A 20277-nucleotide genomic window follows, 5' to 3' on the forward strand; every position below is an offset into this window, starting at 1 on the left:
AAGCCCCTTGCAGGGCTTTCCAAGTGATATTTAGAATCACTTTTTCGATAATATATATGGAAAATATTATGCTAATTTCACGTTAACCGCGTTTAATCCTTTTTGACCTTGCTCCACTTCAAAAACTACTTTATCATTTTCATGAATTGTTCTGCTTTTTAAACCTGAAGAGTGTACAAAAATGTCCTCACCTCCGTTGTCTGGAGAAATAAATCCGAAGCCTTTTGCTTCATTGTAAAATTTTACTGTGCCTTGTTGCATTGTAATTGTTATTAAAAATTGTTATTGTATTATTTACTTTGAATAGTAGATACTATTCACGAAGAATATTCATTAGAAAATATTCACATCGAAGTCTTTGTTAGATTGTTTTGCTTTGCTTGGTTTACGATAATGAAATAGCCGTCTACATCGAAACCATTAAGTTTGTCAATTGCATTTTCTGCTTCTTTTTGATCAGGCATTTCTATAAACCCGTATCCTCTAGATTTACCAGAATGTTGTTTGGTTATAATTTTTGAAGCATCAATAACACCAAAAGTCGTAAAAAGATCGTGTAGTTGTTTCTCGGTGGTCTGATGGTTCAGATTGCCAATATAAATATTCATCTGTAAAAGAATTTAAAGTTAAAAAATTGGCGGCTGAAAAAGCAAAAACTGTAAGAAAAAAATAGATATTCTAAACTGTAAGAAAAAGCGAAGGCAGGAACCTGTTGATTAATTATTGTACAAACTTACAACAAATAATCGGTATAAGCCATATTTAATTTATTGATTTTCAAAAAGATACTAATAACTTATGCAATAAAGCTAAAAAGCTGATATTTTATTGATGAGATGAATTAATGAAATAATGTTCAAGGAATCACAATCGTAAATAAATACATCAAAAAAATAGCGATCAGGACAAATCCCTGCATTATGTTGGTCTTTCCCGTTGCCAGAGAAATGGTAATAATGAATAGAGATAATCCTAATAAAATAGTGGACTTGATGTCAATTCCCAAAGTCATCCGGATTCCTGTAATCACAGATGTAATGGCAATTACAGGAATACTAAGTCCTATACTTGCCAATGCTGAACCAAAAGCCAAATTCAAAGAAGTCTGTATATGATTATTTCTGGCGGCTCTATAGGCAGCCATTCCTTCTGGAAGAAGTACAATCCCAGCAATAATTACCCCGACAAGTGATTTTGGTGCGCCTGCCCATTTTACGATATATTCCACGTCTTTTGAAAGTAACTTTGCTAACAAGACCACAATTCCCAAACAAAGAATCAAAAAAAGAATACTGATGTACATTTCTTTTTTTGAAGGCTTTTCAGGGAGAGGAATTTCATCATTGTTTTCCAACAATTTATTCTCAGGAGAAATAAAATAACTGCGATGTCTTATAGTCTGCATCATTGTAAACCCCAAATATAATCCTAAACAAATCAATGAAACAAAGATTAACTGTATCCACGTATATTCACCGCCATTATGACTAATCGTATAATTGGGTAATATCAAAATAAAAAAAACAATCAAAATGGTTTTTTTATTACATTTATTTAAAATAAACTTTATAATATGAAAACAATTTTATCTGCTATTTTATTATGGATTTGCTATTGCAATAGCCCTGCACAATGGGTTGAGCTTAACATTGGTAATTTGAATACATATTCCTTTTCCGATGTTTATGCCATAACGCCAGATAATGTAGTTGTAGTAGGCTCCAACGGGGCTATATTGAAAACTACTGATGGTGGTACAACCTGGCAAAAGAAAGATTCTGGCACAACCCAATTACTAAAAAAAGTTCGTTTTTCCAATGCTAATATTGGTTATACCTCGGGGAATTTAGGCGCACTTTTAAAAACAACTGATGGAGGAGAAACTTGGAATGCTCTAAATACAGGAATTGGTGATCAAGCTGAAGGCATATCTTGTTTAGGAGATAATTTTGTTGCCATTGCTGTTCCTTTTTCAGACCAGATATTAAAAAGTATAGATGGAGGCAACACGTGGCAGAGTTATCCCATGGATGACTTTTATAGTGGAAATATTCAATTTTTTTCAGAAAAAATTGCATATTCTACTAAAAGTAGTGGAACCTTGTCTAAAACAATAGATGGCGGATTGATATGGAATAATTTAGACGGATATGGTGAGTTTAATTTTATTAATGAACAGTTAGGCTTTGTTTACCATGATGGTCTCAAAAAAACCATTAATGGAGGAAATAGTTTTGAAAGGTTGGGATATGGTAATGCTGGAGTATTATCACAACTTTTTGCTATTAATGAAAATACGGTTTGGGGAGTTCTTGGCATATTATTAAATGGAGATGGTACTACCCAGGGTACAGTGAAAATAACCTACACTCCAGAAGAAGGCTATAAGGAAGTTTTTGATTATGATGGTCCAACTATAAATGTATCGTCTTTGTATTTCAGTAATGAAAAATTAGGTTATGCAGTAGGTTATAAAAATGGAAAAGGTGCTATATGGAAGAATACAACAGGTAATATTTTATCCACTAATAATGCAAAAAATATAGAACTAAAAATCTACCCCAATCCCACAACCAATGAAGTTAATATTGATTTTGGAATGCTGAAAGCTGAAGAAGCTACTGTTTCTATTGTGGATTTAGCAGGGAAGTCTGTTTATTCTCAAGTCCATAAAATAAGTACACCCCTCAAGATTAATACTTCTCATTTTACAAAAGGCAATTATCTCGTGACCGTAGAGCAAGCAGGTAAAAGAATTTCTCAAAAACTAATCATCCAATAAATACGTAGTTTCCATAAAAAAAGTTATTCGATATATACTATCATCTACTTTTCTATTGTCCGATTCATCACATAGAATAAGCCTATTCTGTAGGTCGTGTGTTGATAAATTAATAGTATTTTCAAGACATCATCTTCATATATATTTGTAGCTTGTTTTTACCTTAGAATGCTCAGTATGCCAGATTGGCCGGTTACTATTGCGCCATTGTCTATTTTAAGATTATGATTACTTATTAATACGGTCATGCTAAAAGTCTACTGGATTTTTGCCACATGATCCACAAATCCCAAGCATCAAAATGTCTTTGCTCTACTGCGTTGCCTTCTTCATCACTTATCGTCAAGATACTTCCGAAGTAATCCTTTTGCAAAAATTTATAAGAAGCCGAAGTTTTCTGATAATTCTTTAATTAAATAACATTATTTTCATAAGGTGCACCACCAGTTTTCTTGTCCTGTTCTGTTGTTACAGATGACTTCGTAGCCAGCCTCTTCAGCATAGCATTTGGTAAACTTGTCTTCAGCCTTTTCATAAAAACTATCAGCATAGATCGCCATTTGGCGCACATCGCTAAGGCCATAATCCCCCTTTTTCTTTTGGCAAGATTACATCATTCGCACGGATGCGCATCTGTAGGTTATCCTCTGCGCACAGGACAAGGCACGGGTGCGCATCGGTCGTATTACGGATGCGCACCCATTAACCCAGTGTAAGTCTCCCCAAACGTTGGACAGAATTATACCCTCATTTTGTTTTGTAAAACTATAAAATATTTCATTCTGTTGTTGATGTTGAAAAATTTTGTTGAAAAGGAGGAAACTCAATGATGGAATCCTGCTTTGGCGAGTTTTCCTTTTTCAACAAATATTGCATTGGGGATAAGTTTCCCAAGCTTTCATGCGGTCTTTCATTGTTGTATTGTGTTAACCATTCTGCAGTAATTTCTCTTACTTCTATCAAATTATTAAAGATTCTTGCATCCAAAACTTCCGTCCGGTAACTTCTATTGAATCTTTCAATAAAGGCATTTTGAACAGGTTTTCCTGGTTGAATGTATCGAATTTCAATTCTGTGTTTGTGACACCAATTCGTGAAAGTAGAACTGGTGAACTCAGGACCATTATCAGTCCGAATTGCTTTTGGCTTTCCTCTCTCTTTTACAATCCACTTCAACAGGTCGGTCATGTGCATTGCCCCAATGGAGAGACCAATTTCCATCCAAATGGCTTCTCTGTTGTAATCGTCAATGATATTTAGCGTTCGGAACCTTCTTGAATTGAACAATGCATCACTCATAAAACCTAACGAAGTGGTTCGACGTAGTCAAATCCATACTCCAAACTTCATTGTAGCGATTAGGAACTTCCAAATTCTGACGTTCTCTTGAAGCTAGCCTTCTTCTTCGTTTTCTCAAAAGATTTAGTCCGAGTTTTTTGTAAACTCGATATACTTTCTTGTGGTTCCATCCAAAACCCCGATTCCGAAGGCTATGGAACATTTTCTTAAATCCATAGCTTGGATGTTTCTCAGAAAGCTCACTCAAACAATCAATAAGTTCGGAATCTTCTTTTCTTTTAGATTGATAGTAGAAACTGCTCCTTTCCAAACTCACACATTTACACGCCTGTCTGATGTTGAGTGCATGTTCACGAGTCATAAATTCCACAATCTCTCGCTTTTTAACAGGCTTTACCACTTTTTTGACATCACATCTTTCAAAGCTTCATGTTCCAAACTTAAGTTGGCAAACATCTTTTTCAATCGGCTGTTCTCCGATTCTAATTCTTTGATTTTTTGAAGCTCTTTTGTAGAACTGATTCCACTAAATTTCTTCTTCCAATCGTGCAAGGTTTGGTAATGGAAACCGTATTTTCGAGATAATTCTTTTGCTGTTTGTCCCGATTCAAATTCTTTCAAAATTGCCAAAATCTGACTGTCTGTAAATTTACTTGTTCTCATATCCTAAAATTAATTGTTTTTTATCATTAATTGTAGGGTTATAATTTGTCCAGTTTTTAGGGAGACTTACAATAACATGCGAGCCTAATTGGACTTAATAAGTCGGATTAAATTGTTTTTGCCCTGCTTATTTTTGATAGAAATCAAATATATACCGATGCTAAGATCAGATATATCGTAAGAATCTTGTTTTGAATTAAATGATTTCACCAATTTTCCCTCTGTGGAAAAAATTGATATTTTTGAGAAATCAGTAATTCCTTTTAATGAAAAATAATCTTTTGTTGGATTTGGAAAAATAGTAATTGCAGATGTTTCATCTTGATTTACAGACAAATTCGGCCCTCCTAAGTCAACCATCCATCCTGGTACATTGCCATTACAATACCCGCCAATATATCTACCGTTGTCAGAAATTACAAATGCATTTCCTAAAATCGCCATTCCATCAGGCGTTTCATAGCTGATACCTTTTTCTGCCAAATAATCGCTGATATAAAATATCTTATTGGGGTCTTTTGATGGATCTATAATGATAGCTTCCGTATAAATAGGTGATATAGAAATTGTTGCATAGCCTACAGCTATCCCATTATCAGAAATATGTGTTAAATTGGTGATATACGATGGATATGGATTATCAGGGTAATCAAATGTACTTAAATGTTGTGTGCTAATATTGTATCTAAATCCAAAATCAGACCCAATCCTTCCTACTATCACATTATTATTATTGATATCATAAGACATATCAGCTACCCCTGCAGCTATATTCCCAAGTTGAAGCTCATGAACAACCTGATCTTGGAGATTCATATACATGGGGATACGGGTACTTTGCCCAGTTTTTGTTACATATCCGACAGCAATTCCGTTATTATTAATGCCATATAGACGAATGGTTTTATAAACTGAGTTAGTTGCATCAATAATTTTAGTAAATTGTTTAGTTTCTGTATTGAAAACAAATGAACCAAAATTTGTGGAACCAACACTCATATAACCAACAACATACCGGCCATTGGAGGAAATATTGCCAATATCAAAAGTGGAAATTGTAGGATCAGATTCTTCGAACCATGGAATTCTTTGCCATTCGGTATCGCTTGATAATTTATAAGCTGGCTGTACATTACTAGGATTATCCAACATCTCAATAGAGCCTGTAACATCTCCATTGTTATTGATATTAAACAGACGCACTATATTAGGTTCTACAGGCGTAAAAGTGTTGGTTGCAAAATCATAGTAAGTACTTGGGGTAATGGCCTTACCTAAGTCGTTTACAGAAACAATTGGCGGTCCGTAATTTTCGAATACATGGATACTTTGAGCTTTAGTTTGATTAAACAGCAAAGCGGTTGTAGATAATAAACTAACAACATAAGTAAAAGTTTTGTTCATAATATTATAATTTTAAGGTGTTGAAATTTATACTAGTATTCTAAAAAAAAATTAAAAAAAAGCGCGGTTCAAAAAGTCCCTCAAAAGCACAAACAACATTGTAATTATTCACAACATTGTTTAGATTTTGACAATAAATTTTTTATTATATAAAGACATTTGTATACTCGCTTTTTTAATATTTATATTTAAAAAACAAGCGACAGCAAATCTATAAGTACAACACTATAAACACCCTAAGAAACAGGTATTAAAACTACACACACAAGCCATAGAACTACTGACTCGATTACACCAATACACTCAAAAAAACGACAAAGCGCTAAAAATCAAAATATTAGCGCTTACATATTGATTTTTAAACTAAATCTTCCGTCCAACTATTATATTTTATTGATCCAATTATACATACAATCTTTCGTAGAGATTCCTAATTTTTTTCGTATTCTATACTTTTTAGCCTCAACCGCTCTTACAGAAAGCTTTCGTATTCTTGCAATTTCTTTAGTATTTAAATTCAGTTTTAATAATGCACAGAACTCTACATCGGTTGATTTAATTGAGGGATTGATTTTAGTAAGTTTCGAACTGAATTCTGGAAAAATTTTAAGGAAAGAAATGAAAAACATTTTATCATTCTTATAAGCCAATTCTGTCAAGTAAAGAATTAACTCTGGATCAGTTATAGAAAAGGAATTACTATTTTTATTTGATTCTCTTTTTTTAAATTTTGAGAATATTGTTGAAAACTTATTTTGTAAATAATCGAATAAATATTTCAATGAAAATCTATTATAATCTCTATCCGCTTTATTATTTATATATTCCTTTTCAACATCTATACCTTCTAATTTCGAGCACACTTTATTCATTTCTTCGCAAAAGTAAGGGCTCTGTTTATTTTCATTTATAAAATTTTCTTTTGACATTCTTTATAATCATTTGTGTTTAGACCCACTCAAAAATACTGTTTCAACAAAAAATACAAACAATAAGTTTGAAGTGATACTACCTGAAAACGCCATACTTATACTCAATTCAGTAGCTTTACTATATAATATTAATCATAAAATAATCGTGTAACTTTCCAAAATAAGGAAATGTAAGTTTTTGAAATGTAAATGTAAGATGTAAGTATAATATCTTTAAGTTTTTTAAGGCAGAGTTATTGGGAAATTGAAAATAATATTTTTATAAAAAAAGACGATAAACCTTTTCAATAGTCACAAGCAAATTATCAATACTAAATATTAATTGCTTTAATTAATAACAGTTATTTGTTTAGCCTTTAGATTTATAATCTAGAAAGCCTTGTGAAATATTTTTTTGAAATAAACAGGCTTAATTTTCCTGTGTTCGACTTTATATCTTTCAATACTAGTGATACATAGAAATTTTAATAATATCACAATTTCTATATCTATTCATTCTATATCGTTAAAAAGATTGCAGATGTAAGATTTTACTATTTTACGCTCGACCACTTTTTTCTGTCATTCCTCATAAGAATCATTTTTTTCTTTAAATGGCTGCAGAACAATTTCTACAGCCATTAAACATCATATGCATCTTCAGAATTTCTTAAGGCTTCCAAAAGCTCCAGACAGTACCGTTGTAAACAGCCAATTGCTTTTTGACTGTATCATAAGCCATCATTCCTGGTGTAGGATTTTTGATATTAAGATGTGGACTGGCTACTTTGGGTAATACCATCGCTTTGTTGGTATCGGTAAGAACCAGAATGCCAGCTGTTGTATCTGTTGCACCATTAGCCCCAATTGCCGCTTTTGCATCAGAACTCTCTTTTACATTATCCTGTAATGAACTGTTTATTGATACAAAATCTGCTGGACTGTTTACGGTAATAGCGGTATTAGAAGTATTGGTATAGGTTAACGGAAAACTTGGAGCGGTAAGGCTAAACCAAGCGCCGTCTTTACGGTATTTGACTTGCTTATCCGACAAGTCAAAAATAATTGTTCCATTTGCTATCGTGCCTTGCATTCCTCGATAACCAGCGCCCGTTGTTGCATTATAGGCTATAGGTTGGTTATTAACGGTAGAAGTCCAAGGTAAAACCAAGCCTTTTTTGTTATCGGCCTTATCATAAAATTCTAATGCAATACTAGGGTTGGTAATTGTATTAGCGGGTTGGATTTTGCTCAGTTCAGATTTACCTATTGCCACTTGAGCAACCGCTGAAAATGATAAACCTAATAAGCCTATTGCGAGTATATTTTTTATATTTTTCATGTAGATTGTTATTTAATCCTTCAAGGTTTTTTAAACCTTGAAGGATGGTTAAATAATTTTATAGTCATTAATCAGGACAAGCTGGCGTGGTAATACAATGCCATGCCATAGCTACATCGCCTTCTTTCAATGTATAAATCTTGAGACATTTAGCCTCTGTATCATACACCATCATACCTTCTATCGGGTTGGTAATATTTGCTAAACCAGCCGTAGTAGCCACTCTGTTCACGACAAAGCCTTTTTCTTTGGATTCTAAAACTGTCCAAGCGCTCTCTCTAAGCATTGGCCAGTTGCCGTTGTTAGCTCCTGCTCTACCCAAAGCTGTAATACCTTGCTGTGATGGATAAGTATTTCCTGTATCCATAATACCGGGTTTGTAGCACTGATTTTTCACAATAATTGCCGTCGTGGGACTATAGCAAATTGCTAACCCATCATAATAAGCCACATAATAAGTTGAACCTGATACAACTGCAGTATTATTTGTCAATTTATTAGCATCTGTAGCAGGAGTTCCTGAGTGAATAGTAATGACAGTACCTGTTGGTTGATTACTAGCAGATAATAACGAAATTAAATTTCCTATTGTAGAAACATTTGCATTAATAGTAGTGTTTGCTAATATAGGAGCATCTGTACCTGATTGGCAAACCATACAACCCCAGTATACATTGTTAGGGAACTGAAGCCCAATGTCTCTTCCATCTGTATTAAACTGTAACAATGAACCAACATTACTTGGAGGTGTATTTGCGTTGGTATTCAAGTAAAATAATCTTCTATTATTACTTACATAACCGATTTTGTATAATCTCCCATCGGGAGCTATTTTCAACTCATTCATACCAGCTGATGTGGCTTCAAGAGATGTTGTAAGCCCAGATTGAATATCATAATATTTTAGAATTCCAGTATTATTAGTGGCATTATATTCGTTATAATATATACCTACCATTTGGCGATATAGCAGCGCTATAACCAGTTGTGGAATTTTGATCTACAGTATTAACTGCCGAGTTAACAGTAACTTTTACCACCCAAGTACCTAATGCACCTGTGGATGGATTAAAATTAGCCAACCCCACTTTATTATGTCGTGCAATCAATAACTTCCCTGCTATTCTTGGGTCCCAAGATATAAATGAATTTACAGCAATTGCAGATGAACTTGCTCCTGCAAGGTTGCTAACATCGGTCGATGAGACAGCAGTAGAATTAAAACCACTTGCTTTGGAATAAAGGTATGATTTTACTTTCTGGTCAACTGTGTTTACCAAAATCCAATAATCTGTACCATTAGTATGAGGAATTACTTCTAATGATTCATAAATTGTATTGAAAGGCAAAACACTAGTAACTCCAGAAATAACGTTCGTATCAAGATTGTATTTAGCACTCAGTAATCCTCCAGGTGAATTTGCCGCGCTATTACCAAAAATAATAAAATCTCTTCCCAACACTCCTTGTGGATCAGGGATTACAGCAGCAGCTTCTTCACTAGTATTAGTACCTCCCACTGCTGGCCCAGTCGCTTGTGCTCCAGTTGCGCCTTTGTAAACCACATTACCATCTGTAACAAAAAGTAATTCTCCAGTTACAGGGTGCGTTACGGTTGTATTACCCTCAAATCCATTAAAAGTCCCCTGTCCTAAAAAGCCAGATGCTGGATTATTGAGAACCGCTGACCCTGTTTGAAAGTCTATTCTTACTTTATTAGTACCAGAAGGCAACCACCAAGTCTGTTGGGCTGCATAAGGGTCTGGCGGACAAACAAAAGCAATACAATCATTAAGCATAGTATTCTGCGCATTACCAACTCCTTGTCCTGCAGCCCCAGCAATTATCGGAACACCATTAGCATCCACTGTATTTCCTAAGTTTTGGTTAGGTGTTTGGCTGGCAATTATTCCTGTGGCTGTATGTAGATCAGCATTGGTAAAGTTAGCGCCACCTTCTATTGCATCAACGCAACCATCATCATCAGAATCTAAATCTAAATAGTTAGGAATCCCATCTCCGTCAGTATCACAGATCATAGCTTTAATTGATATATCATCCAATGCCCAATCATCATTGGCAGAGGTCATTTCAAAAGAAAGCGTTGCTGTAGCAGGTCCTGTGTATGGTATATAAATAATGAAATTTTGCCAATTAAAACCGTTTACTCCATTAGTACCATAAGTCACAAAATTACTTGTAGCACCATTTGCCATTGTAATAGTAATATTAGAATTATCTCGAAGTGTACTATTGTTTAGTGTGGCATAAATAACACCATTTAGTTTTATATTTAGCGAAGCTGTACTCCCAGCTGCTTGAGTTCCGTCTTGTGCTCCTAGGTTAAGATTTAGAGCAACAACGCTGCCTTTTACTTTGTCCAGATTGTTCAAAGTTTGTGTTAAGGCATAATTATTACTACCATTGTTTTGATTATTTATATAGTTGCTTATATAGGTCCATCCTGTCCCTAAAGTCCATCCATTAGCATTTCCGGTAAATGTCCCGTTGGTTACCAATTCCGTTGGCGGGCATTCTACATTATCCAAAATACCATCGTTGTCCGAGTCTAGGTCTTGCCAATCTGGCACGCCATCTCCATCTGAATCTTTTCCGGCAATTGTAACAGGAATAACACAAGATGTTGAAGAACCGTTTAGTGAAAATGTAACATTTCTAGTACCAATGTTTCCTGAACCAGTATAGTTAATTGGCACATCAATATATGTAGAACTAGCCGCCACAACTAAAGTAGCTACAGATGTTGTAAAATCTGCTCCAGATACATTAATATTATAAGTACCTGGTGTAATAACATTAATAATAGGTATTCTCATCGTTTTTGTAGAAGATGTCCCTTGGATAAAACTCCCTCCTTGTAAGGTTGCTCCTGCACAATTAAAATTAAAAGGAACATAATACGGGACCGATGCAAGATCAAGATTACCACCACCTATAGTTGATCCTGCCACTGTTGTTGTTGCAATATGTGAAGATACACCATCATTAATATTGACTTTATAAAAATTAATATTAGTATTTGTCTCAGTACCTGAAACCAAATATATAAATCCATTTAAATAGGCAGCACCTCTTGCATTTCCAATACTAGTAGCGTTACTTGCATTGGCTGTAGCATTGACAGTACCTACGGGACCCGAAATTTTTGAAACTTGAGTTGCTACTGTGGGTGTAGCTAAATTTATTTTGTATAAATATCTTTCACTACCATTTGTAATGATACAATAAAAATTATTTTGATAATCAAAGAAGACATCGGTCGCAAAAGTTGTCCCATTAGTCCAAGTAGTATCCCCAGTAATGGCACCAAGGTCTGCACTGGTAGGGTATGCTCTATACATTCGTTTTCCATCCATACCATATACAAAACCATAATAATTCCCTGGTACATTATTAGTTGTTAAACCTCCTAATGCTCCAAGTAAATTAAGACCTGTACCTGTGTTCTGGCCATTTTTATATAAAGTACTTACAGATGCTGTATTAGCATGCATAAAAACCAAAGGATTAGGAGTTACCGTGTCATAACCTAAAGCTAAGCTACTTACCGCTGTTCCATTATTAGCATTAAAATAAGATGGTGTTGTTATCGCTGTTACAGCACCATTAGTGGTATTAACCTCGTACACACGGCCCGTACTTCCAGACGAAAGATACAATTTACTCGCATCTTGCGAGAAAATTACTACCACGGAAAACAGCACAAGAAAAGCTGATAAATATTTTTTCATATTTCTCATTTAATAAATTTTTTAAAATTATAATAGGCCAAGAAAAAGAATAATCTCAGCAAAATTGTTTCTAAAAATTAAATTAAATGGATGTAGGTGGTCTGGTAAAGTATTGTTCTCCAAAATAATGTAAGGACAGCAGAGGATTTTTGTAATTCTTATTGAATTCTTTTAGTACCAATATTTTACCAATATTAATACTAAAAATTTTGTATGTTGCGAGATTAAAAGAATGGCTGCTACTAAACATCTCCGACTTCCTTGCTAGAATATTTTTAAATACTTCAGAGGAAGTAGGTGCTGTAAGTTGTAGATGAAGAGCTTTAGGCGTTTGTGGCAGGTTCTTTTTAACTAGTCTTTTAGCAACTAAGACTTTACTTTTAGTTTTCTGTGGATGCTGTTTATTTTTTTCTAAATAAACAATCTTTACATTTGAGAGGTTCTCAGCACCATAAATAATTGTACTATTAGAAACAGAAATTACAACTTTCTCAATATTAGACTTTCGATTTTCACTATGTTTTTGTTTAACTACATTTTTGTTAATAATAGTTATAGTTCTATCTTTTTTGTTTGTTATTCTAGAAGATAGATTATTAGTTTCTTCAAATCTTACTTGTCCATTAACAATAGAAATATTTAAAAAAAACAAGACAATAGCAAAAACTGTCTTATTCAAAACAATTTCTGATATCGGTTTAAAACTTGTAATTTTAAAGTACATTATAATACCCTCACAAAACTGGACCAATATTTAAGTTGAAAAAGATTAACTTTAAACAAGTCTAGAATTATGAAAACAGGGAGACGCAAATTCGATTCTGCATTTAAGGCAAAAGTAGCCCTTGAAGCATTAAAAGAGAGAGAAACTCTACAACAATTAGCTCTAAAATATGAGTTACATCCCAATCAAATCTCACAGTGGAAGCAGGAGTTTATAGAAAAATCTGCTCAGGTTTTTGAAAGTAAAGTTCTTAAAGAAAGTAGTGATGAGAGTGTTTCGGAGCTTTATCAAAAAATTGGCAAGCTAGAGATGGAGAAAGAATTTCTAAAAAAAAACTTGAAACGCTTCGGACTATTTTGGGGTTTGTTGTTTATTCCTTGGTGTTTACGATAATGGTATTTTTCTAGCCATTGTTTAATTCCTAAATAAAGGTCTAAACCATTGTCTTTGGGATTGAGGTAAATGTATTGATATTTTAAAGTTCTCCAAAATCTTTCAATAAAAATATTGTCCAAAGCTCTTCCTTTACCATCCATTGAGATTTTTATACGCTCGTTTTTAAGGTAGTTTACATACTCATAACAGGTAAACTGCGAGCCTTGGTCGGAATTGATTATTTCAGGTTTCCATAAGTTGCTACCGCTTGTTGTACTACTTTTAAAGATTCCAAGGCCTCCAAACTATTACTCAATCCCCAACCAACGATGTATCGGCTATACACATCAATAATGGCTGTGAGATACATAAATCCGTTTTTCATGGGTAGGTAGGTGATGTCTATTTGCCAAACTTCATTGGGCTTGGTAATGTTCATCCCTCTCAATAAATAGGGATAAATATATTTATTTTTCCCTTTTTGAGTAAGCATACGACGAGGATAAATAGGCATTATCTCTGCTTTACGCATCAACCTACGGACTCTTTCATAACTCATTTTCATACCACATTCCTCCAGCATACTCTGCATCGTGATAACTCCTGCGGTGGGTTCTTCGAGAATATGTTTATCCATAAGTTGCATGGCTTCTAAATTCTCTTTACGCTCTGCTTTAGCTCGATAATAGAATCCTGAACGATTAATCTCCAAAAGGTCACACTGCTCTCGAATACTAAATTGATCGTTTTTATCGATCAATAATCGCATATCTATCATAGTCCGAAGCGTTTCAAGTTTTTTTTTAGAAATTCTTTCTCCATCTCTAGCTTGCCAATTTTTTGATAAAGCTCCGAAACACTCTCATCACTACTTTCTTTAAGAACTTTACTTTCAAAAACCTGAGCAGATTTTTCTATAAACTCCTGCTTCCACTGTGAGATTTGATTGGGATGTAACTCATATTTTAGAGCTAATTGTTGTAGAGTTTCTCTCTCTTTTAATGCTTCAAGGGCTACTTTTGCCTTAAATGCAGAATCGAATTTGCGTCTCCCTGTTTTCATAATTCTAGACTTGTTTAAAGTTAATCTTTTTCAACTTAAATATTGGTCCAGTTTTGTGAGGGTATTATACATATGATTTCTGTTTATCTTGATAAACAATATTAGCCACCGCGGTTGTGTTCTTTTTCTTAATAGAATCTGTCAGTTTCGTATATTTATTAAGATAATAAACTTGCTTATCAATTTCATTTTTATCTTCATAGATGCGTGCTATTTCGGGGTATAGCAATTCCAGCAGTTCTGGGTTTTTATATTGTTGTGCATACTTTTCAGCCTTTTTAAAATGATAAAGACTACGATCTAGATAATCTTTTGAATTTTTTTCATAATCGAAGATATACTCTGCTTTTCTCTTATGATAATGTATCAAATCAAAAAGATTATCTATTTTATCGATATATTTCTCTTGAACTTTCAGATAATAATCAATTTGTTTGGGTTTTTTAGCATGAAAATAATAATGCGTTAAATATCCTGCTGAAGACACAATTATAATAGGCTTGGAGGCTTCCGTGTCGGGGAGTAGCAATGCTGTCTTCAATCTCTGATTTGAAAAATATTGTAAAGAGTCTTTATTATTTTGATATAAATTGATATACCTTGCATAATAATAGGTTTCCATAAACCTTCTTTTTCCAATATCTTCGATTTTGGGTATTAGTTTAAAGTTTTCATCCAATTTTTTTTTTGCCTTTGTATGAAGCTGAAGATGGCTAAGCATTGACACTTCCATCGCATTCGCTTTTGTCAAATAAAAATAATCTTGAATGTCATTGGAAAGCTTTTTGGTTTCGTCCAGATATTGTTCTACATCATCATAATTTCTACTATTAATTTTAAAAGCTATCTTTCGTAACAAAGCTTCTATTTGTCCTTTTTTATAATTGATTTGTTTTGATTGATAATACAACTCTGTACAGACAGCCTCAATTTTGTCGACATTTTGAGCATTTGTTGTCGCAATTGTATTTTGAATGCTATCAATCTGTTTTTCTGACCATTGTTTTTGTGAATAAAAAACAATGCTGTAAAACACAAAAAAAACCATATAAATTTTCCTCATAAATTATAGTTTAGAAATCCAAACATATATGTTTTCGTTTTGATTTATCTCAAGTGCTTTTCGAATGCGATATTTTCTCCCCTCAACAGATCTTATGGAAACATTTTTAATAACCGCTATTTGCTTAGTTGTAAAATTAAGCTTCATCAAAGCACAGACTTCCAGACCCATAGGTTTTAAAAGTGGATTTACTTTCAGTAGTTTATCTTCAAAACTGGGAAATACATTTTTAAAATTGGCATAGAATAATGGATTATTATCATGTGTTAAACTTGTTAATTCTGTAATAGATATTGGCGTGACTATATCTAAAAACTTTTTTTCGATTTCAATATGTATTGGTTTTGGTTTTCTAAAGGTTTTTCTTCGTTTAATCACAAAAATCAGCACAATCAATAAAATAACAACAATTAAAACACTTTTACTTTGCAAAAAATTTTGGCTTTCGTGACTTTGAAATTGGCTAATTCTGTCAATTTGGGCATGGGTAAGATATATTAAACTATCACTTATCGTGTTTCCATTTTTTAGATAATAGATGTGCTTTTTCAAATCATCTTTAGCCTTATAATACACAGCTAAATCATTATAAACCTTTATTTTTAAAATATCATAATTAATTTCTGATGCCAGAGAATCTGCTTTTTTATATAATTCTAAAGATAGCATTTCATTATTTTGTAGAAAAGCAATTTTTGCTTGGAGAAAAAGGTAATCCGCAGTTTGATATACACTTTTAATATTTTGTGAAATACTCATTAAATGCTTCTCTGCAGCTTCTGGTTGCTTTTCAGACAAGTGAAATTCAGCTATATGCAAAATTCCATCTGTCTTATAAAAAGCTTTATTCTGCGAAGTTTCGTTAATCTCAGAAGCTGTTGCAATAGCTTTGTTTAAATAATAAAAAACCGAATCTTTCTTATGCTGAAATTGGTAATATTTGGCTAAATAAATACAATTATTATAATCTAATATTTTCCGTTGTTCTTTATCTTTTAAAAACTTACTAAACTCAATACTTTTGTTTATATTTTTTTTCGCTTCTTCGTGAAAACCTGAATAAATCAATGCGCCTGCGATATAATTTTTTAAATGTGCTAACGATTGATAATCATTTATTTTATAAGCTATTCTTTTAGCATCTTCAGCTTTTACAATTATTTGATAAAATTTTTTCTGCAACACAAAGGAATTACTCAATAATAAGACAGCATCTATTTGGGCTTTTTCGTGACTTACTTCCTTAGCTAAATAGTATAGATCCGTTAGCTCTGCATCTCTATTTGTAAAACTATTTCTTGAATATTCTTTTCTATACAAAGCAATGCCCTGATCAATTTGTTTGACCATGTCATAATCTGTAGAAAATAGATGGGCATAAATTAAAATAAAATTTAAGAAAATAAATTTCTTCATAAATTGGCAAATTTTATGACTACAAAGCTATTATTTTTATTCATTTAATTTAAATATTACATTATTAAATTAAATCTGCTAATATATATAGTTTTTTAACAAAAAAAACATCATTAATAATACTTTAAAATTATTTATTAATAAAGTAAACACAACAGTCTTCTGATTCTGTTTGAGGGTATGCTGTCAAACACAAAGCGATTGGGATAAGCAGACCAACTTGGTAATTGTATTGTAAACTATTGCAACTTAACAGAACTCGAAAATCATACAAAAAAGTAAAAAAGAAAATTTCTGTAAGAGCTGATTTCCCAAATCAGGTTTGGCACATGGATGTGAGTGTATACAAAACTTAAGATGGCATAAAATATTACATTTACAGTATTGTTGATAATTTTTCAAGAAAAATATTGGCATTCGATTTTTCTACTGAACTTTCTGAAAAAACACGAATTGAAAGTTTAAAATCAGCTGTTGATTTTTTGCATCAGCAACAAAATATAGAATTAAGTGAGACTAAATAATTTCAAAAAAATAATCAAAAAAAAAGAGGCTGTCTCAAAAAGGCAGTCTCTTTTCTTATTTATTATAAGATTTTATTTTTTGAGGGGTTACATTTTTAAAATCTTGAAAAAAGAGAGAAAAAAGTTAAAAAAAGCAGTCTGTTTTAGGCTGCTTTTGCCATTTTCTTTAGATTGTGAGCAATAACAAGTATGCCGATTTCTACCTCGACTTTGTTTTTTCCTCGAAGCATGAAACGTTTAAAATTTTTGTTGTGTTTGAGTTCTGCAAAAACCGGCTCTACATCATGACACCGTTGTTTCCTGAGTTTGATGCCTTTCTTGGTTTGGAGAAGCTTGAATGTTTTTTCTCTGATTCTTGCCAATTTGGGATTGCTTTGTGAAGTGGTTATTTGTCCCGATTTTTGGTCTTTTCTGAAATAATTATATTTAACATAAGCCTTTATTTTCTTTGATTGTAGAAGATTATAATTTTCTTCCGAGCCATAACCTGCATCGGCAACAAGTTCTTTGGGAACTTTGTCATAGCTTTCTTCAAAGCCTTTTAGGTGAGATTCTAAGGTTTTGGTGTCGGTTGGATTGGGGTGAATGGAATAATGCAAAATAAATTGATTATTAGTAGAAATCTGTAGATTGTAAGCGGGTTTGAGTTGCCCGTTTCGCATGTAATCCTCCTTCATTCTCATAAAAGTAGCATCTGTATCTGTCTTGGAATAGGAATTTCTGTGCTCTAATATTTCTTGCTGTTTTTTGTATTTTTCTAAATTCGTAGCCCAGTTTTTCTTTGCATAATTCAGCTTTTGACGAATCTTTGAAGGTATTTTTTTTATTCTTCAAAACCTCATTAATCTTCTCAATAGTTTGAGTTACCTTTTCTGCATCTACTTCCTTAAAATCTAGAGTTTCTGGGTTTTGAAGTTCATTTTTTGCCACTTCTTCTGCGTAGTTCCAAAGTTCTTCAAGTTGCTCTGCAATCCTTGATTTATGCTTTTTGATGGCTCTTCCCCACACGAAAGTATAACGATTGGCATTAGCTTCTATCTTGGTTCCGTCCACAATAGTGGTTGCCAAACTCACCAAACCTTCCTTCTCCAAAAGCAAAACAATTTGAGTGAAAATGGATTTAATTTCACTTTTTAACCTCTCACTACGAAACCTGTTTAATGTATTATGATCGGGACGGCTCATCCCAGAAAGCCACATGAAATGAATGTTTTCTTTCAAGGCTTGTTCCATTTTACGGCTCGAGTACATATTACTTAAGTAGGCATAAACTAAAAGTTTCAATAGAATTTTAGGATGGTAACACGAAGTTCCACCTGGTTTATAATTTTTGATTAATGTTTTAATATCCAAGCCATCAATAATACTGGAAACTATTCTCACCGGATGCTTTTTATCGATCAACCCCGATAAATTGGGTGGAAAAAGCAAATTTTCTTCGGGGTTGTAAGCTTTAAAGACTGCCTTTGATTTAATTGACACACAGCCAATTAATCAATTTGCATCAATTAGGAAAGCTTTCGCTTTCCTTTTTTTATGAAAAACATAAAAAAAAAGCTGCCTCACTTTTGAGACAGCTTCTCTCGTGGTTTCTCCAGGAATATATATTTTTCATCTTACGGCTTTATTACAGGAGCTTTCATAAGATTGATTTTGTTAGGTAACCGAATATTCCACCTCGGAAATTTGAACAATTATTGTCAAATCGTATTAAGCAAATATATGAATTTCAGAGGAGTTATACAAATTTTGAATAGGTCAATCTCTTATCATTTCCGTAACTTTTTCTTCATCAATTCCGGCATAATTACAAAATTCTGAAACTGTCAGAAACTGATGCTCTTTCTTATTTAATTCCTGCATAATTCTACGGATAAGATTACGGCTGTATCGCTCACTACGTCCTGTGATTCTCTGAACATCTTTCGGGTAAATACAAAGTCTCTGCATTCTCTTTTTCATACTCTATCCATACTTTTGGCTGGGAGTTGCTATACTGATTCTGCGGTGACTATACAAATGTAAAATATTTCTTTTTCTTCCCCAAACCGAAACTTCTTACCAATTCGGTAAAATAGGTCTGTATTGGCACGTGAACTTGTATTGAATCTGCATTTTATGAAATTTTGTCTTGTGAATTCACGAGGTTTGAGCGGATGCACCTATGAACATCCGGAAATCAATCTAATAAAAAGTAAGACAATGGCAAGACAAAGAAGTATTATCAAACTGGACGGAACGATTGGAGGTATTACCTTCTATAAGTCCAAAGACGGCTATTTAGCCAGAGAAAAAGGAGGAATCCCTGCAGAGAGAATAAGAACCGATCCCGCTTTTCAAAGAACCCGGGAAAACGGTGCGGAGTTCGGACGTGCAGGAAAAGCCGGGAAAGTTCTGCGAAATTCTATCCGACAGCTTTTGCAAAATATCAATGACAGCAAAATGGTAAGCCGGCTGACCAAAGAAATGGTCAAAGTCATTCAAATGGATGCTACCAACCCAAGAGGTCAAAGAAATGTTATTGATGGCGAAGCGGAGCTTTTAATCGGTTTTGATTTCAATGCTAATGGAAAATTGGGAAATACTATTTATGCTCCCTGGACAAGTGCATTAGACAGAGCAACAGGTGAAGCCGGTGTAACTTTCGATCCTTTTATTCCGGCGAATATGATTGCAGCTCCGGGAGGAACGACTCATTTCAAATTGACCGCTGCAGCAATGGAAATCGATTTTGAGAATGAAAGCTATATTGCTCCAACAGGGGAAACAATTATTTATCCTTGGGACAATACCTTAACGGCTGCGATTGATATTCCTTTGCAACTGACTGCAGATTCTACAAAACCGCTATTTTTAGCTTTGGGTGTGGAATTTTATCAGGAAGTAAATAGCGAAAAGTATTCATTGAAAAATGGAGCTTTTAACGCTTTGAAACTCATTGATGTGGTTGGATTGTAATC

Annotated in this window: 23 protein-coding genes and 1 pseudogene; 3 read left to right on the forward strand and 21 right to left on the reverse strand. The window is 33.4% G+C overall.

Going from position 1 to position 20277, the window contains the following annotated elements; translation table 11 throughout:
• Window positions 1-66: 66 nt before the first annotated feature.
• The 3 genes from G6R40_RS06230 to G6R40_RS06240 form a co-directional block, all read right to left on the reverse strand.
• Window positions 67-261, reverse strand: coding sequence for a cold-shock protein (locus G6R40_RS06230; RefSeq protein ID WP_165133083.1), 195 nt, complete (start codon window positions 259-261; stop codon window positions 67-69).
• Window positions 262-344: 83 nt separating this feature from the next.
• The gene (locus G6R40_RS06235) at window positions 345-608 is read right to left on the reverse strand and encodes an RNA recognition motif domain-containing protein (protein WP_165133086.1); all 264 of its coding nucleotides are present in this window, start codon (window positions 606-608) and stop codon (window positions 345-347) included.
• A 248-nt stretch (window positions 609-856) separates the two neighbouring features.
• On the reverse strand, window positions 857-1408 hold the full coding sequence (locus G6R40_RS06240; RefSeq protein ID WP_228455934.1) for a calcium:proton antiporter: 552 nt from the start codon (window positions 1406-1408) through the stop codon (window positions 857-859).
• Window positions 1409-1573: 165 nt separating this feature from the next.
• Between G6R40_RS06240 and G6R40_RS06245 the strand changes: the two genes are divergently transcribed.
• Complete coding sequence (locus tag G6R40_RS06245; protein ID WP_165133089.1) at window positions 1574-2782, forward strand: T9SS type A sorting domain-containing protein; 1209 nt, start codon at window positions 1574-1576, stop codon at window positions 2780-2782.
• Between the two features lie 244 nt (window positions 2783-3026).
• Here the strand turns inward: G6R40_RS06245 and G6R40_RS15245 are convergent, their stop codons facing one another.
• From G6R40_RS15245 to G6R40_RS06290, 11 genes are all read right to left on the reverse strand, one after another.
• Window positions 3027-3155 (reverse strand): hypothetical protein, encoded by a 129-nt coding sequence (locus G6R40_RS15245; protein WP_262887668.1) that lies wholly within the window; start codon window positions 3153-3155, stop codon window positions 3027-3029.
• 39 nt (window positions 3156-3194) lie between these two features.
• Window positions 3195-3317 carry a hypothetical protein gene (locus G6R40_RS15250; protein ID WP_262887669.1) on the reverse strand — a complete coding sequence of 41 codons (123 nt, stop codon included), beginning with the start codon at window positions 3315-3317 and terminating at the stop codon, window positions 3195-3197.
• A gap of 242 nt (window positions 3318-3559) precedes the next feature.
• Window positions 3560-4081, reverse strand: coding sequence for an integrase core domain-containing protein (locus tag G6R40_RS06250; protein ID WP_165133092.1), 522 nt, complete (start codon window positions 4079-4081; stop codon window positions 3560-3562).
• The gene (locus G6R40_RS15365; protein WP_165133095.1) at window positions 4074-4442 is read right to left on the reverse strand and encodes an IS3 family transposase; all 369 of its coding nucleotides are present in this window, start codon (window positions 4440-4442) and stop codon (window positions 4074-4076) included. The genes G6R40_RS06250 and G6R40_RS15365 overlap by 8 nt, the downstream gene beginning before the upstream one ends.
• 32 nt (window positions 4443-4474) lie before the next feature.
• The gene (locus G6R40_RS06260; RefSeq protein ID WP_165133098.1) at window positions 4475-4744 is read right to left on the reverse strand and encodes a transposase; all 270 of its coding nucleotides are present in this window, start codon (window positions 4742-4744) and stop codon (window positions 4475-4477) included.
• 84 nt (window positions 4745-4828) lie between these two features.
• A complete protein-coding gene (locus G6R40_RS06265; RefSeq protein ID WP_165133101.1) occupies window positions 4829-6100 on the reverse strand; it encodes a T9SS type A sorting domain-containing protein in 1272 nt (423 codons plus the stop codon).
• Between the two features lie 431 nt (window positions 6101-6531).
• Window positions 6532-7077, reverse strand: a complete 546-nt coding sequence (locus tag G6R40_RS06270; protein WP_165133104.1) for a helix-turn-helix transcriptional regulator — start codon at window positions 7075-7077, stop codon at window positions 6532-6534.
• A gap of 652 nt (window positions 7078-7729) precedes the next feature.
• Window positions 7730-8401: a hypothetical protein gene (locus G6R40_RS06275; RefSeq protein ID WP_165133107.1), complete on the reverse strand. Its 672-nt coding sequence runs from the start codon at window positions 8399-8401 to the stop codon at window positions 7730-7732.
• A 67-nt stretch (window positions 8402-8468) separates the two neighbouring features.
• Window positions 8469-9059 carry a hypothetical protein gene (locus tag G6R40_RS06280; RefSeq protein WP_165133110.1) on the reverse strand — a complete coding sequence of 197 codons (591 nt, stop codon included), beginning with the start codon at window positions 9057-9059 and terminating at the stop codon, window positions 8469-8471.
• A gap of 280 nt (window positions 9060-9339) precedes the next feature.
• Window positions 9340-12153, reverse strand: a complete 2814-nt coding sequence (locus G6R40_RS06285; RefSeq protein WP_165133113.1) for a thrombospondin type 3 repeat-containing protein — start codon at window positions 12151-12153, stop codon at window positions 9340-9342.
• A gap of 82 nt (window positions 12154-12235) precedes the next feature.
• Complete coding sequence (locus tag G6R40_RS06290; RefSeq protein WP_165133116.1) at window positions 12236-12832, reverse strand: hypothetical protein; 597 nt, start codon at window positions 12830-12832, stop codon at window positions 12236-12238.
• Between the two features lie 114 nt (window positions 12833-12946).
• Between G6R40_RS06290 and G6R40_RS06295 the strand changes: the two genes are divergently transcribed.
• A complete protein-coding gene (locus tag G6R40_RS06295) occupies window positions 12947-13270 on the forward strand; it encodes a transposase (RefSeq protein WP_165133119.1) in 324 nt (107 codons plus the stop codon).
• Here the strand turns inward: G6R40_RS06295 and G6R40_RS15370 are convergent.
• From G6R40_RS15370 to G6R40_RS06330, 7 genes and pseudogenes are all read right to left on the reverse strand, one after another.
• Entirely contained in the window at window positions 13165-13413 is a 249-nt protein-coding gene (locus tag G6R40_RS15370) for an integrase core domain-containing protein (protein ID WP_165133122.1), read from the reverse strand. The two genes, G6R40_RS06295 and G6R40_RS15370, sit on opposite strands and share 106 nt — an antisense overlap.
• A 77-nt stretch (window positions 13414-13490) precedes the next feature.
• On the reverse strand, window positions 13491-14021 hold the full coding sequence (locus tag G6R40_RS06305; protein WP_165133125.1) for a DDE-type integrase/transposase/recombinase: 531 nt from the start codon (window positions 14019-14021) through the stop codon (window positions 13491-13493).
• A gap of 5 nt (window positions 14022-14026) precedes the next feature.
• On the reverse strand, window positions 14027-14314 hold the full coding sequence (locus tag G6R40_RS06310) for a transposase (RefSeq protein WP_165133128.1): 288 nt from the start codon (window positions 14312-14314) through the stop codon (window positions 14027-14029).
• A 64-nt stretch (window positions 14315-14378) separates the two neighbouring features.
• Window positions 14379-15377: a hypothetical protein gene (locus tag G6R40_RS06315; RefSeq protein WP_165133131.1), complete on the reverse strand. Its 999-nt coding sequence runs from the start codon at window positions 15375-15377 to the stop codon at window positions 14379-14381.
• Window positions 15378-15380: 3 nt separating this feature from the next.
• On the reverse strand, window positions 15381-16793 hold the full coding sequence (locus G6R40_RS06320; RefSeq protein ID WP_165133134.1) for a helix-turn-helix transcriptional regulator: 1413 nt from the start codon (window positions 16791-16793) through the stop codon (window positions 15381-15383).
• Between the two features lie 667 nt (window positions 16794-17460).
• Window positions 17461-18793 (reverse strand): annotated as a pseudogene (locus G6R40_RS06325) (IS1182 family transposase).
• Window positions 18794-19075: 282 nt separating this feature from the next.
• Entirely contained in the window at window positions 19076-19279 is a 204-nt protein-coding gene (locus G6R40_RS06330; protein ID WP_165133137.1) for a hypothetical protein, read from the reverse strand.
• 240 nt (window positions 19280-19519) lie between these two features.
• On the opposite strand from G6R40_RS06330, the gene G6R40_RS06335 reads away from it, so the two are divergent.
• Window positions 19520-20275 carry a hypothetical protein gene (locus tag G6R40_RS06335; protein ID WP_165133140.1) on the forward strand — a complete coding sequence of 252 codons (756 nt, stop codon included), beginning with the start codon at window positions 19520-19522 and terminating at the stop codon, window positions 20273-20275.
• The last annotated feature ends 2 nt before the right edge of the window (window positions 20276-20277 follow it).

This window comes from Chryseobacterium sp. POL2 (assembly GCF_011058315.1).
Classification (GTDB): Bacteria; Bacteroidota; Bacteroidia; order Flavobacteriales; family Weeksellaceae; genus Soonwooa.